Here is a 14,682-nt window from a genome sequence, read left to right as displayed (position 1 = left end):
GCCCCGGAGACAGCCCCCGCACCGCCCGCGTCACCCCGAGGCGGCCCCGCGCCGGCGGGCGATCATCGTCCACACCCCGAGCCAGAGCAGCAGCAGCGTCCCCGCGCCGAAACCGGCGTACGCCACGGCCCGCGGCGGCCCGTCGCCGCCGTCGCCCTCGGCCGCCGAGTTCCCCGCCGCCGCGCCCTGACCGCCCTCATCGAGCCCCAGGCCGGGCCCGCTCCCGCCCTTCACGTACCGCGGGCCCGGGTGCGCCTCGCCCTGTACGGCCACGCGCAGCGTCACGGCCGCCGACTCCCCGAAGTACCGCCGGGCGTCCGGGTGGAGGGTGACCGCCAGGTAGTAGTCCCCGGCCGTGCTCATCGCCTCGACGGCCGGCTTGGCGCGGGTGTAGCGGTTGCCGTACGCCACCGGCGCGGTCAGCTCCAGCGTGTCCTTGGTCCGCTCCCCCCTGTACGGGGCGTATTCGCCCCGCTGCACCTGGCCGCGCCACGGGTTGTACAGGCTCACCCCGACCGCGTTGCCCAGCACCTCGCGCCCTCCGCCCTGGGCGTCGGGCAGTTCGGCCTCGGCGTAGATCTGCTGGCCCCACTTGAGCGGGATCCGGTAGAAGCGGGTCTCGCCGGGCGCCACCGACGTCGTCCACACCCCTGTGGACAACAATCCGGCATCACGGAATCCGATGCCTCCGAGGCGCTCCCGTGGTTTCTCGCCGGGCACCTTCGGCGGGGTGGTGGACCAACTTCCGGGCGAGGGCGGCGTGGTCGGGCCGCTTTCCACCGGGGCCTCCTGGCTGAACTTCAACTCCAGCGGCCAGCGCTCGGGTTCGTCGCCGCCGTCGCCGGTGCGCTCGATGACGAAGTCATACCGGCCGGCTCGCTGGCAGGTCGCCGCCGACCCGGACCGCTTCAGCCGGGCCGCGTAACCGGCGAGCGGATGGGCCAGGTTGACCGCGTCGGCGGCCAACTGCGTCCGGTCACAGACCTTGCCGTCGGAGTCGACCAGGGAGAGCGTGATGCCGTCGGCGTACGCGGCGATGTGCGAACCGGGCCGCGGCACCGCCACCGCCGAGAGGTAGGCGGCGGACTCGGCGTCCAGCCGCACGCTGTAGTGCCGGGTCTCCCCGGCCGCGATGCTGTCCACATAGGTGCCCAGCGCCTGCAATCGCGGCGCGCCCCGCGTCGCCGGGGTGCCGGCCGTCTGCCGGCCCTGCGGTTGGTAGGAGGCGATGTCGCGCGGCTCCTGGGGCCCGTCCGCCGGAGCGGCGAGCACCGTTCCCGGAAAGCCGGCCAGCGCCCCCACCGCCAGCGCCACCGCCAGCGCCGCGGCGAGGCCCACGGCGCGCCCGTGGCGGCCCTGGAGGCGGTGTGGAAGCCGCTCCCCTCCGCAGCCCCCGCGGCGGTCGTTCGTCATCTGTCCGCACCCCCTCCTCGCCCTGTACGCCCGCACCGCTCCAGCCGAGGACTCAAGGCGCTGCGCGATCACGGAGCTCGTCGTTCGCGGCAGTGAACCCACTGTTCGGGGCGGACGTCAACGGGGCCCCGATCGCCATCGCGATCAGGGCCCCGTACAGGACTTGGTGTCTCAGTTACCCGAACCTGCGGGCACGGAGTCGGTCGCCTCCGTCCACAGATCCTGCTCGGCGCGATCCGCCTGGATCTGGCGGTACACGAGGAGCCCGCCGATGGCGGCCAGTGCGACCAGGAGCAGCTTCTTCACCGCGCGACCTCGTCTTTCCTTGACGTAGGGGACCTCTGGCGCCCGATGATACACACCGTTCGATATCAATCGGTGACCTATACCCAGTCCTGAACGGCGGCAACCGCGCACCCTGCTCCGGCCTGCGAGAACCTGTCACGGAGAAACCGCGAGGACATATGCGAGACGCCCGGCCCTCCGAGGAGGTGCCGGGCGTCTGAGACCTTTCGGTCTCGCACGGTGCGGGTACCAGGACTTGAACCTGGGGCCTCATCCTTATCAGGGATGCGCTCTAACCGTCTGAGCTATACCCGCGCGTTCGCTGCACCGAAAGATTAGCGCACCACAGGCCATGTCCCAAAATCGGTGACCGCCGGGCCCTACTCGTCCTCGGCGAGCGTCAGCTCCACACCGCCGACGAAGCCCGCCGAGAGGTTGTAGATGAAGGCCCCGAGCGTGGCCAGCGCGGTCGCCAGCACCACGTTGATCACCGCGATGATCGAGGTGAACCCCAGCACCCGCGGCAGCGACAGGAAGGACTCCAGGTCGAAGCCGCTGTCCTTCTTGCTCTCGGTCGCCTCGCTGATCGTCCCGCCGACGGTGCTGAAGACGCCCATCGAGTCCATGACCATCCACAGCACCGCGGAGGCGACGACGGTGCAGATGCCCAGCGCGATCGCCAGCAGGAAGCTGACCTTCATCACGGACCAGGGATCGACCTTGGCGACCCGCAGCCGGGCCTTGCGGGTGCGCGGCACCGTGCGCGCCGCCGGGGCGGCCTCACGAGGCCGCCGGGCGGTCGCCTTGCCGCCCTTGGCCCCGGCGGGGGCGGAGCCGGCCCCGTCCGCCGGCGGGGCGTACGCCTGCGGCGGGTGGTAGGGCTGCGCGGGCTGCTGCCGGGCAGGCCGCTCACCGGGGAGCGGACCGGCCGAGAACGGCTCGTACTGCGGCCCTGCGGCGTCCGTCACGGTTCGCGTTCCCCCTTGGGAGTCGGCGGCAGCGCCACGGGCGCCGTCCGACGCGGTCTTGGCTCCGGTACCGGGATTCCCCTCGGCATCCGAACCGCCACCGCCCGTCGCGGCGCCCGTGGCTCCACTCACGACTTACTCCTCGGTCTCTTCGGCCGCGGACTCAGTTGCCCTCGGCCGGCGCCTCCGGCTCGGTCCCCTCGACCTCTTCGGCCTCACTGCCCGCCTCGGCGTTGCGGGCGATGCCGACCACGGCATCGCGCTTGCCCAGGTTGATCAGCTGGACGCCCATGGTGTCACGGCCCGTCTCCCTGACCTCGTTGACCCGCGTACGGATCACACCGCCCCCGAGGGTGATCGCGAGGATCTCGTCGTTCTCCTCCACGACCAGCGCGCCGACCAGCGAGCCCCGGTCCTCCACGATCTTGGCGGCCTTGATGCCCAGGCCGCCGCGACCCTGGACGCGGTACTCGTCCACGGGGGTGCGCTTGGCGTAGCCGCCGTCGGTTGCGGTGAAGACGAACGTACCGGGCCGGACGACATTCATCGAGAGCAGCTCGTCGCCTTCCCGGAAGCTCATGCCCTTCACGCCCGAGGTGGCACGCCCCATCGGGCGCAGCGCGTCGTCCGTCGCGGTGAACCGGATCGACTGCGCCTTCTTGCTGATCAGCAGCAGGTCGTCCTCGGCCGACACCAGCTCGGCACCGATCAGCTCGTCCTCGCCGCCGTCCTCGGTCTCCCGGAGGTTGACGGCGATGACACCGCCGGAGCGGGGCGAGTCGTAGTCCTTCAGCGGCGTCTTCTTCACCAGACCCGACTTGGTGGCCAGCACCAGGTACGGCGCCGCCTCGTAGTCGCGGATCGCCAGGATCTGGGCGATCTGCTCGTCCGGCTGGAAGGCCAGCAGGTTCGCCACGTGCTGGCCGCGCGCGTCCCGCCCGGCGTCCGGCAGCTCGTACGCCTTGGCCCGGTACACCCGGCCCTTGTTGGTAAAGAAGAGCAGCCAGTGGTGGGTGGTGGAGACGAAGAAGTGGTCGACGATGTCGTCCTCGCGCAGCTTGGTGCCGCGCACGCCCTTGCCGCCGCGCTTCTGCGAGCGGTAGTCGTCGGTCTTCGTCCGCTTCACATAGCCGCCACGGGTGATGGTGACGACGATGTCCTCCTCGGCGATCAGGTCCTCGATGGACATGTCGCCGTCGAAGGGCACCAGCTGGGAGCGCCGGTCGTCGCCGAACTTCTCGACGATCGTGGTCAGCTCCTCGCTGATGATCTGCCGCTGCCGCTCCGGCGAGGCGAGGATCGCGTTGTACTCGTTGATCTTCGCCTGGAGCTCGTCGTGCTCCTGGATGATCTTCTGCCGCTCCAGGGCCGCGAGCCGGCGCAGCTGCATCTCCAGGATCGCGTTGGCCTGGATCTCGTCGATGGTCAGCAGGCCCATCAGGCCCTCGCGCGCCACCTCGACCGTCTCGCTGCGCCGGATCAGCGCGATGACCTCGTCGATCGCGTCCAGCGCCTTGAGCAGGCCGCGCAGGATGTGCGCCCGCTCCTCGGCCTTGCGCAGCCGGAAGCGGGTGCGCCGGACGATGACCTCGATCTGGTGGGTCACCCAGTTGCGGATGAACGCGTCCAGCGAGAGGGTGCGCGGCACCCCGTCGACCAGCGCGAGCATGTTGGCGCCGAAGTTGGTCTGCAGGTCGGTGTGCTTGTAGAGGTTGTTGAGCACGACCTTGGCGACCGCGTCCCGCTTGAGCACGATGACCAGCCGCTGGCCGGTGCGCGAGGAGGTCTCGTCGCGGACGTCCGCGATGCCGCCGACCCTGCCGTCCTTCACCAGGTCGGCGATCTTCTGGGCGAGGTTGTCCGGGTTGACCTGGTAGGGCAGCTCGGTGACCACCAGGCACTGACGGCCCTGGATCTCCTCGACCTCGACGACCGCGCGCATCGTGATCGAGCCACGGCCGGTCCGGTACGCCTCCTCGATGCCCTTGCGGCCCACCACCAGCGCGCCGGTGGGGAAGTCCGGGCCCTTGATGCGCTCGATCAGCGCGTCCAGCAGCTCCTCGTGGCTCGCCTCGGGGTTGGCCAGGAACCACTGGGCGCCCTCGGCGACCTCGCGCAGGTTGTGCGGCGGGATGTTGGTCGCCATGCCGACCGCGATGCCCGCGGAGCCGTTGACCAGCAGGTTCGGGAAGCGCGCCGGCAGGACCGTCGGCTCCTGGTTGCGGCCGTCGTAGTTGTCCTGGAAATCGACGGTCTCCTCGTCGATGTCCCGGAGCATCTCCATGGCCAGCGGCATCATCTTGCACTCGGTGTACCGCATGGCGGCGGCCGGGTCGTTGCCCGGGGAGCCGAAGTTGCCGTTGGAGTCGACCAGCGGCATGCGCATCGACCAGTGCTGCGCGAGCCGCACCAGCGCGTCGTAGATCGAGGCGTCGCCGTGCGGGTGGTAGGTACCCATGACGTCGCCCACGACACGGGCGCACTTGTAGAAGCCCTTCTCCGGGCGGTACCCGCCGTCGTACATCGCGTAGAGCACACGGCGGTGCACCGGCTTGAGGCCGTCCCGCACGTCGGGCAGCGCGCGGCTCACGATCACGCTCATCGCGTAGTCGAGGTAGGAGCGCTGCATCTCCGTCTCGAGTCCGACCGTCTCGATGCGCATCGCGGCTCCGTCGGCGGCGGCAGCGGCGGACGCCTCGGCGGGCGTGGGGGCGTCAGCGGGGTGCGTGGGGGTGTTCTCGTCGTCGGCCATTGCTGGTCAGTGATTCCTTTCGAAGCGGCCGGGCTGGAGGGGCCGACTCAGATGTCGAGGAAGCGGACGTCCTTGGCGTTGCGCTGGATGAAGGAGCGCCGCGCCTCGACGTCCTCGCCCATCAGCACCGAGAACAGGTCGTCCGCCTGGGCGGCGTCGTCGAGGGTGACCTGGCCGAGCACGCGGTGCTCGATGTCCATCGTGGTCACCCGCAGCTCCTCGGCGTTCATCTCGCCCAGACCCTTGAAGCGCTGGACCGAGTCGTCCTTGATGCGCTTGCCCGCCTCGCGGCCCGCCTGGATGAGCACGTCCCGCTCGCGGTCGGAGTAGGCGTACTCGAAGTCGTCCCGGCCCCACTTGATCTTGTAGAGCGGGGGGCGGGAGAGGAAGACGTGGCCGGCCTCGACCAGCGGCCGCATGAAGCGGAAGAGGAAGGTCAGCAGCAGGGTGTTGATGTGCTGACCGTCGACGTCGGCGTCCGCCATGAGAATGATCTTGTGATAGCGGAGCTTCGCGATGTCGAAGTCGTCGTGCACACCGGTGCCGAACGCCGAGATCAGCGCCTGGACCTCGTTGTTCTGCAGGATCTTGTCGACCCGGGCCTTCTCGACGTTGAGGATCTTGCCTCGGATCGGAAGGATCGCCTGGTACAGCGGGTTCCGGCCGGACTTGGCCGAACCACCGGCCGAGTCACCCTCGACGATGAAGATCTCGCACTTGGTCGGGTCGTTGGACTGGCAGTCGCTCAGCTTGCCCGGCAGCGACGCGCTCTCCAGCAGGCCCTTGCGGCGGGTCAGGTCACGGGCCTTGCGGGCCGCCACCCGGGCCGTCGCGGCCTGGATGGACTTGCGGATGATGTCCGCGGCCTCGTTGGGGTTGCGGTCCAGCCAGTCGGTGAGGTGCTCGCGGACGATCTTCTGGACGAAGGTCTTGGCCTCGGTGTTGCCCAGCTTGGTCTTGGTCTGGCCCTCGAACTGCGGCTCGCCCAGCTTCACCGAGATGATCGCGGTCAGACCCTCGCGGATGTCCTCACCGGTGAGGTTGTCGTCCTTCTCCCGGAGCAGCTTCTTGTCGCGCGCGTACTGGTTGATCAGCGTCGTCAGCGCGGCGCGGAAGCCCTCTTCGTGGGTACCGCCCTCATGGGTGTGGATGGTGTTCGCGAAGCTGTAGACACCCTCGCTGTACTGGCTGTTCCACTGCATCGCCAGCTCGAGGGAGAGCATCCGCTCCTTGTCCTCGGCCTCGAAGCCGATGACCGTGGGGTGGACCAGCTCGCCCTTGCGGGAGTTGAGGTACTTCACGAAGTCGACGATGCCGCCCTCGTAGAGGTACCGGACGGAGAGCGGCTTGCCCTCCTCGTCGACGTGCGCCTCGCGCAGGTCGGTCAGCGAGATGGTCAGGCCCTTGTTGAGGAACGCCATCTCCTGGAAGCGCCGCGACAGCGTCTCGAAGGAGTACTCGGTGGTCTCGAAGATGTCCGGGTCGGCCCAGAAGGTGACCGTGGTACCGGTCTCGGTGACCGCCTCGTTCTTGGCGAGCGGCGCGGTCGGGACACCCAGCTTGTAGTCCTGCGTCCAGCGGTGGCCGTCGGTCTTGACCTCGACGGCGACCTTCGTCGACAGGGCGTTCACCACGGAGACGCCGACGCCGTGCAGACCGCCGGAGACCGCGTAGCCGCCGCCGCCGAACTTGCCGCCCGCGTGCAGGACGGTCAGCACGACCTCGACGGCCGGCTTGCCCTCGGACGGCACGATGCCCACCGGGATGCCACGGCCGTTGTCGACGACCCGGACGCCACCGTCGGCCAGGATCGTGACGTCGATGGTGTCCGCGTGCCCGGCCAGGGCCTCGTCGACGGAGTTGTCGACGACCTCGTAGACGAGGTGGTGCAGACCACGCTCACCGGTCGAGCCGATGTACATGCCAGGGCGCTTACGGACCGCGTCCAGACCCTCCAGGACGGTGATCGCGCTGGCGTCGTACGACGGGGGTGGCGTCTGGGCCCCCCTGTCGTCGTCGGACGGAATGTTCTCGTTGGGGTTGCCGGAATCGGCCACGAAGCGCCCTTTCTGGCACAGCACGAGCCGGCTCCGGGGCAGGCGGGAGCGGCTGCGTCGTTCACTGTTGGTCGACGTTCCCGCAAACGGGCGGGATTACCACCAGTCTACCGGTAGCGACGACATGAATGGGGGTTTGCGGGCGCCTGAGTACGCATGTGCCGCCCTGAACCGGGAGCCGCCGACTCCCCATATCTGGGTACGGGCTCCAAGAGGCTCACACCGGCACTCAGCGCTTCGGACTGTCAACCCCCGGCTACCGACAATCAAGCCTCGCGGGCCAGGCCCCACCGGGCCACCCGGCACCACCCGATCCGGCCACCGCACACCCGCTGCCCGAAAGCGCTTACCCGCGGGTATCCCACCCGGTGGGGGCTCATCCGTAGGTGTCGCCGGGGCCGGTGCTGCCCGGGGCGCGCAGCGGTCCGTACCGCCGCGCCGGGCCGCCCGGCCCCAGCACCTTGATCAGCTTGACCGTGCCCTGCCCCAGATCGCGGTTGAGCCGGGCCACCAGGGTCGGCGCCAGCAGCCGCAGCTGCGTCGCCCACACCGTGGAGTCGCAGCTCACCGTCAGCACCCGGGCGTCCTCGTCGTACCGCTGCGGCGCGCAGTGCTGCGCCACCTCCGGCCCGACCAGCTCCGGCCACCGGCCCATCACCCCGCCGACAGCGGCGGGCGTCTCCCAGCCCCGCTCGGTGATCAGCCGGTTGATCGCCGCGCCCAGCGGCAGCGGATCGCGCCCGTCGGCGCGCGCCCCGGAGCGCAGGCCGCCGCGGCGCGCCTGCTTCTTCGCCTGCGCGGCGGCGCCCCGCGCCCGGGCCTGCTCCTTGGCCGCGCGCAGCGCCACCCGCGCCAGATCCACCCCGGAGGGCTCGGCGGCCGAGGCCGGGGGCGTCGCGGAGTGCGGCAGTGGCGGCCGGTCCGGGTACTGCTCGGTCATACGCGCGTCACCGCGCCTTCCGCGACCGCGAACCGGGCGCCGCTGAGCACGCCGGGAACGTCCTCGTCCACCGCGGCCGTCACGAGCACCTGCTCGCCGGGCGCCACCAGCTCCGCCAGCCGCTCCCGGCGCCGCGCGTCCAGCTCCGCGAAGACGTCGTCCAGGACCAGCACCGGCTCGCCCACCCGGCGCCCGTCGGGCCCGGTCGGGCTCTCCGCGCACAGCAGCTCATAGCTGCCCAGCCGCAGCGCCAGCGCGTAGCTCCACGACTCGCCGTGGCTGGCGTACCCCTTGGCGGGCAGCTGCCCCAGGCGCAGCACCAGATCGTCGCGATGCGGGCCGACCAGCGTGACGCCGCGCTCGATCTCCTGCTTGCGGGCCTGGCCGAGGGCGGTGACCAGGACCTCGTACAGCTCCTCGCGGGTGCTCGCGTCCGCCTGCGCCTCCCCGGCCGAGGACCGGTAGTCCAGGCTGATCGGACCGCCGCCCGGGGCCAGCTGCTCGTACGCCTTGTCGGCCAGCGGCTGGAGGGTGGCGATCAGGTCGAGGCGGCGGGCCAGCAGCTCGGCGCCGGCCCGGGCCAGATGCTGGTCCCAGACATCCAGGGTGGACATGTCCATGGAGCGCCCGCCGTGGCGGCGGGCCATCGCCGCGGACTTCAGCAGGGTGTTGCGCTGCTTGAGCACCCGCTCGTAGTCGGAGCGCACGCCCGCCATGCGCGGAGCGCGCGCGGTGATCAGCTCGTCGAGGAAGCGGCGGCGCTCCCCCGGGTCGCCCTTGACCAGTGCCAGATCCTCCGGCGCGAACAGCACGGTCCGCACGATGCCCAGCACGTCACGGGGTTTGACCTGCGTCGACCGGTTGATACGGGCCCGGTTCGCCTTGCCCGGGTTGAGTTCGAGCTCGATCAGCTGCCGGCGCTCACCCTGCTCCACCGCGGCCCGTATGACGGCGCGGTCCGCGCCCATCCGCACCAGCGGGGCGTCCGAGGAGACCCGGTGGCTGCCCAGGGTGGCGAGATAGCCGACCGCCTCGACGAGGTTGGTCTTGCCCTGGCCGTTGGGCCCTACGAAGGCAGTGACGCCCGGGTCGAGCGAGACCTCGGCCCGGGCGTAGGAGCGGAAGTCGGCGAGCGACAGATGGGTGATGTGCACGTCCGCCGACCTCCCCTGGCTGCTGTGGTGCTGGTGTTACTGGGTTGCCGGTCGCCGGCTACTTGCTCTCGACCGCGTGGCCGCCGAACTGGTTGCGCAGCGCGGCGATCATCTTCATCTGCGGGGAGTCGTCCTGGCGGGACGCGAAGCGCGCGAAGAGCGAGGCGGTGATCGCGGGCAGCGGCACCGCGTTGTCGATCGCGGCCTCCACCGTCCACCGTCCCTCGCCGGAGTCGGCGGCGTAGCCCCGCAGCTTCTCCAGGTGCTCGTCGTCGTCGAGGGCGCGCACCGCCAGGTCGAGCAGCCAGGAGCGGATGACGGTGCCCTCCTGCCAGGAGCGGAAGACCTCGCGGACGTCGGTGACCGAGTCCACCGCCTCCAGCAGCTCCCAGCCCTCGGCGAACGCCTGCATCATCGCGTACTCGATGCCGTTGTGGACCATCTTGGCGAAGTGGCCCGCGCCGACCTTGCCGGCGTGCACAGCGCCGAACTCGCCCTCGGGCTTGAGGGCGTCGAAGACCGGCTGCACCTTCGCGACATGGTCGGCGTCACCGCCGTACATCAGGGCGTAGCCGTTCTCCAGGCCCCACACGCCACCGGAGACGCCGCAGTCGACGAAGCCGATGCCCTTGGCGGCCAGCTGCTCGGCGTGCTTCTCGTCATCGGTCCAGCGGGAGTTGCCGCCGTCCACCACGATGTCACCGGGGGACAGCAGCTCGCCGAGCTCGTCGATGGTGGACTGGGTGGCCGCGCCGGCGGGGACCATGACCCACACCACCCGCGGGGCCTCCAGCCGGCCGACCAGCTCCTGAAGGCTGTCCACATCGGCCAGGTCCGGGTTGCGGTCGTATCCGATGACGGTGTGGCCTGCGCGGCGGATGCGCTCGCGCATGTTGCCGCCCATCTTGCCGAGGCCGACGAGACCGAGCTCCATCAGTGATCCTTTGTGCCGTGGTGGTTGCGCTGGCGTGCGCTTCGTACTCCGGTCCGAGCCTACGCCCGGGTGCCCGCGCACATCCGTGGGCTCGGCCGCTCAGCCGAGGCCGGCAACGCCTCGCGCGGGCCCAGCCGGAGCCTGGTTCAGCCCGAGAGCCGCACCGGCATGATCAGGTACTTGTAGGCGTCGTCCGCCTCGGCGTCCATCGCGGGCTTGCCGCTGAGCAGCGCCGGCTTGGTGGACGTGGTGAACGACAGCTGCGCCACCGGGGAGTCGATCGCGCTCAGGCCGTCCAGCAGGAAGGTGGGGTTGAAGGCGATCGAGATGTCGTCGCCGTCGAGCTGGGCGTCCACCCGCTCCACAGCCTGTGCGTCGTCGCTCGAACCGGCTTCCAGGATGAGCACGCCCTGCTCGAAGCTCAGCCGCACCGGGGTGTTGCGCTCGGCGACCAGCGCCACACGCTTGACCGCCTCGACGAAGGGCGCGGTCTCGATCACCGCGATGGAGTTGAACTCGGTCGGGAAGAGCGTCCGGTACTTCGGCAGGTCACCCTCGAGCAGCCGGGTGGTGGTGCGGCGCCCGGCGCCCTCGAAGCCGATCAGGCCCTCGCCCGCGCCCGAGCCGGACAGCGCCAGGGCGACGGTGTCACCGCTGGTCAGCGACTTGGCTGTGTCCAGGAGCGTCTTGGCGGGCACCAGCGCGACGGCGGAGATGTCCGGGGTCTCCGGCTTCCACAGGAACTCGCGGACCGCGAAGCGGTACCGGTCGGTGGAGGCCAGCGTGACCGTGTCGCCCTCGATCTCGATCCGCACACCGGTGAGCACCGGGAGGGTGTCGTCCCGGCCGGCGGCGATGGCGACCTGGGCGGCAGCGGCGGCGAAGACCTCGCCGGGCACGGTGCCGGTGGCGGTCGGCATCTGGGGCAGGGCCGGGTATTCCTCCACAGGCAGGGTGTGGAGTGTGAATCGCGAGGAGCCACAGAGGACGGTCACTCGTACACCGTCTGTGGAGATCTCCACCGGGCGGTTGGGGAGAGCGCGGCAGATGTCGGCGAGCAGCCGGCCGGAGACGAGGACGGTGCCCTCCTCGTCGATGTCCGCCTCGACCGAGACGCGGGCCGAGACCTCGTAGTCGAAGCCGGAGAGGCTGAGCGCGCCTTCCTCGGCCTTCAGCAGCAAGCCTGCGAGGACCGGCACCGGCGGACGGGCCGGAAGGCTGCGGGCCGCCCAGGCCACTGCCTCCGCGAGTACATCGCGCTCCACCCGGATCTTCACCGGAACCGCCTCCTGCTGTTGCTGGCTCGCCCTGCTGGCCTTCGTCGTCGGCTGAGTGCCGGAGACCAGTCTGACGTACGCCACGGACAGACGGAGCGGCTCGGGGTCAAGTCGTGGGGAGAGCCGGGAAGCGGCTCGGAGGCGAGTTGTGCACAGGCCCCGCTTTCAAACGATTTCCTCGCTCTCTCTACGTGGTCGTAGTAGTAGGGCCTGTGGAAACCGTGGAAAACTCCGTTTGCGCAGGTCAGAGCAGCTTTTTTGTCCACTGCCCCTGTGGGTGGCCGCAGTGGATAACCGAGGGGTTCTGTGGATGGCGCGAAGTTACACACAGCCCATGCACAGGGAGGCCCCGGTTCTCCCCAGCGCCGTCCCCAGCTTTACCCAGGTTCCCCACAGCCCAACCCGGCTTGTTGGTGTGACGCCTTTCACTCTCGCCAGCGATGGCGGGTGTTCTGTTGCCGAACAGTGGACAAGGGTGGGGAAAAGCTGTGGGCAACCGGCCTCATGCTGTGGGTGGGCCGTGGACAACCCGGATGGCCCGCTGTGGACAGATGATCTGTCCACAGCCTGTGGAAGGCGGTTAGCCACAATTCCACAACCCTCTGACCTCGCAGGACGATATTCCACCCGGCGAGCTTGTGGACAAGATCGGGACAACCCTGCCTTCCCCAGGGTGTGGACGGTGGAAAACCCGCGAATCTGTGGAGAACTGGCCGCCCCGAGACGTAATCGAACAGGCCCGTCGATCTGTTCGGTGGCCGCGAGCGGTTCGAGAAGCCCCCGGGGCGGCCCTGAGAGGGCTCATCGCGGGTGCGCAGGGGCTCCGTGGAGGCTTCTGTCGAGGGCTCTCTGGACCGTCCGGAGACGCCGAAGGGCGCTCCGGAGAGGTCCTCCGGAGCGCCCCTGGACGCGGTGTGGACGGCGTGCGGACGGGTGCGGGCCGTCGGCCGGTCAGCCGTTCTTGATGCGGTTCGTCAGCTCCGTCACCTGGTTGTAGATGGAGCGCCGCTCGGCCATCAGCGCACGGATCTTGCGGTCCGCGTGCATCACGGTCGTGTGGTCGCGGCCGCCGAACTGGGCCCCGATCTTCGGCAGCGACAGGTCGGTGAGCTCACGGCAGAGGTACATGGCGATCTGCCGCGCGGTCACCAGCACCCGGCTGCGCGAGGCGCCGCACAGGTCGTCCACCGTGTGCCCGAAGTAGTCCGCCGTCGCGGCCATGATCGCGGTGGCGGTGATCTCCGGAGCGGTGTCCTCCCCGCCCGGGATCAGGTCCTTCAGGACGATCTCGGTCAGGCCCAGGTCCACCGGCTGCCGGTTGAGGCTGGCGAAAGCCGTGACCCGGATCAGCGCCCCCTCCAGCTCGCGGATGTTGCGCGAGATCCGGGACGCGATGAACTCCAGCACCTCCGGCGGGGCGTTCAGCTGCTCCTGAACCGCCTTCTTCCGCAGGATCGCGATCCGGGTCTCCAGCTCCGGCGGCTGGACGTCGGTGATCAGGCCCCACTCGAAGCGGTTGCGGAGCCGGTCCTCCAGGGTCACCAGCTGCTTGGGCGGCCGGTCCGAGGAGAGCACGATCTGCTTGTTGGCGTTGTGCAGGGTGTTGAAGGTGTGGAAGAACTCCTCCTGCGTGGACTCCTTGCTCGCCAGGAACTGGATGTCGTCGACCAGCAGGATGTCCATGTCGCGGTAGCGCTTGCGGAACGCGTCCGCCTTGCCGTCGCGGATGGAGTTGATGAACTCGTTGGTGAACTCCTCCGAGCTCACGTAGCGCACCCGGGTGCCGGGGTAGAGGCTGCGCGCGTAATGCCCGATGGCGTGCAGCAGGTGGGTCTTCCCCAGCCCGGACTCCCCGTAGATGAACAGGGGGTTGTACGCCTTCGCCGGCGCCTCGGCGACCGCGACCGCGGCGGCGTGCGCGAACCGGTTGGACGCCCCGATCACAAAGGTGTCGAAGAGGTACTTGGGGTTGAGCCGGGCGGTGGGCTCGCCCGGGCCCGAAGCGGGGGCGGGCTGCGCGGCGAGCGGGCCGGGCGCCCCGGTGGGCGCGCTCGGCCCCCCGGACGCGCCGGAAGCACCGGGTCCGCCGTGGCTGCCCGGACCGCCGGGGCCGGTGTGGCCGGTGTGCGCGCCCGGGCCTCCCGCGGGTCCCGCGGTGCGGCCTCCACCGGGACCACCGGAGCCGCCGCGCGGCCGGTCCAGCGGCTCGGGCAGCTCACGTCGCTGCTGCTCGTACGGGTGCCGGCCGTGCTGGGAAGCGTAGGGGTCGCCCTCCGGGAAACCGCCCAGGCGCTGCTGCTGCCAGCCGTAGTCCTCCTGCGGCCGGGGCCAGGCGCCGGGCTCGGGCCGGGACGCGGAGTAGTCGGGGTACGCGGGGCGCGCCGTGGGCAGGTCGTCGGACTGCCGCCCATAGCCCTCGAAGCCGTCCCGCTCGTATCCCTCGCGCGCCTCGCGCCCGTCGTAGGCGTCGCGCTGCGGCTCCTCGTACCGGGACTGGGGCTGCTGCGGCTGGCGGTGCTGCGGCGGGGCGGGCGGTTCGCCGGCGGAGTCGTCGACGGTGATCGCGATCCGGATCGGACGGCCGCACTCCCGGCTCAGCGTCTCGCTGATCAGCGGAGCGAGCCGGCCCTCCAGTACGCCCTTGGCGAATTCGTTGGGCACCGCGAGCAGGGCCGTGTCGGCGACCAGGGCGAGCGGCTGGCACCGCTTGATCCAGTGCTCGTCCTTCGCCTCGACGCCGTGGCCTCTCCCCTCGCCGAGCAGCTGCTCGAGCACGCGCGGCCACACTGCGGCAAGATCGGCAGGTACGTCAGCCACAGGGCACGCTCTCTCACTCACGGGGTGGGGGACGCCGACAGGTCCCACGAATGTGTGGTTCTCGGGACGGGCGGGAAGGAATCGG

10 protein-coding genes and 1 tRNA gene are annotated in these 14,682 nt (G+C 70.4%); all 11 read right to left on the bottom strand.

Translation table 11 applies throughout. The features are described 5' to 3' along the window. Positions 1 to 30: 30 nt before the first annotated feature. Positions 31 to 1,413: a hypothetical protein gene (locus AC4BDD_RS14610; protein ID WP_490691434.1), complete on the bottom strand. Its 1,383-nt coding sequence runs from the start codon at positions 1,411 to 1,413 to the stop codon at positions 31 to 33. Positions 1,414 to 1,584: 171 nt separating this feature from the next. Beyond that, positions 1,585 to 1,719: a DLW-39 family protein gene (locus tag AC4BDD_RS14605; RefSeq protein ID WP_490691433.1), complete on the bottom strand. Its 135-nt coding sequence runs from the start codon at positions 1,717 to 1,719 to the stop codon at positions 1,585 to 1,587. 220 nt (positions 1,720 to 1,939) lie between these two features. Next, a tRNA-Ile gene (locus tag AC4BDD_RS14600) sits at positions 1,940 to 2,013 on the bottom strand. A gap of 65 nt (positions 2,014 to 2,078) precedes the next feature. Next, positions 2,079 to 2,798 carry a DUF3566 domain-containing protein gene (locus AC4BDD_RS14595; RefSeq protein WP_490691432.1) on the bottom strand — a complete coding sequence of 240 codons (720 nt, stop codon included), beginning with the start codon at positions 2,796 to 2,798 and terminating at the stop codon, positions 2,079 to 2,081. A 31-nt stretch (positions 2,799 to 2,829) separates the two neighbouring features. Beyond that, on the bottom strand, positions 2,830 to 5,418 hold the full coding sequence (gyrA, locus tag AC4BDD_RS14590; protein ID WP_490691431.1) for a DNA gyrase subunit A: 2,589 nt from the start codon (positions 5,416 to 5,418) through the stop codon (positions 2,830 to 2,832). A gap of 47 nt (positions 5,419 to 5,465) precedes the next feature. Beyond that, positions 5,466 to 7,499: a DNA topoisomerase (ATP-hydrolyzing) subunit B gene (gene gyrB, locus AC4BDD_RS14585; protein WP_490691430.1), complete on the bottom strand. Its 2,034-nt coding sequence runs from the start codon at positions 7,497 to 7,499 to the stop codon at positions 5,466 to 5,468. A 352-nt stretch (positions 7,500 to 7,851) separates the two neighbouring features. Next, entirely contained in the window at positions 7,852 to 8,415 is a 564-nt protein-coding gene (locus AC4BDD_RS14580; RefSeq protein ID WP_490691429.1) for a DciA family protein, read from the bottom strand. Then, on the bottom strand, positions 8,412 to 9,569 hold the full coding sequence (gene recF, locus AC4BDD_RS14575; RefSeq protein ID WP_490691428.1) for a DNA replication/repair protein RecF: 1,158 nt from the start codon (positions 9,567 to 9,569) through the stop codon (positions 8,412 to 8,414). The genes AC4BDD_RS14580 and recF overlap by 4 nt, the downstream gene beginning before the upstream one ends. 58 nt (positions 9,570 to 9,627) lie before the next feature. Continuing rightward, positions 9,628 to 10,503 carry a phosphogluconate dehydrogenase (NAD(+)-dependent, decarboxylating) gene (gene gnd / locus AC4BDD_RS14570; RefSeq protein WP_490691427.1) on the bottom strand — a complete coding sequence of 292 codons (876 nt, stop codon included), beginning with the start codon at positions 10,501 to 10,503 and terminating at the stop codon, positions 9,628 to 9,630. Between the two features lie 146 nt (positions 10,504 to 10,649). Beyond that, on the bottom strand, positions 10,650 to 11,780 hold the full coding sequence (dnaN, locus tag AC4BDD_RS14565; RefSeq protein WP_490691780.1) for a DNA polymerase III subunit beta: 1,131 nt from the start codon (positions 11,778 to 11,780) through the stop codon (positions 10,650 to 10,652). A 951-nt stretch (positions 11,781 to 12,731) separates the two neighbouring features. Next, positions 12,732 to 14,597, bottom strand: a complete 1,866-nt coding sequence (gene dnaA, locus AC4BDD_RS14560) for a chromosomal replication initiator protein DnaA (RefSeq protein WP_490691426.1) — start codon at positions 14,595 to 14,597, stop codon at positions 12,732 to 12,734. Positions 14,598 to 14,682 lie beyond the last annotated feature (85 nt).

Source organism: Streptomyces sp. JLBT605 (genome assembly GCF_058215555.1).
Note: the sequence above shows the minus strand (reverse complement) of the source record. Positions and strands in the feature narration are given on the sequence as shown.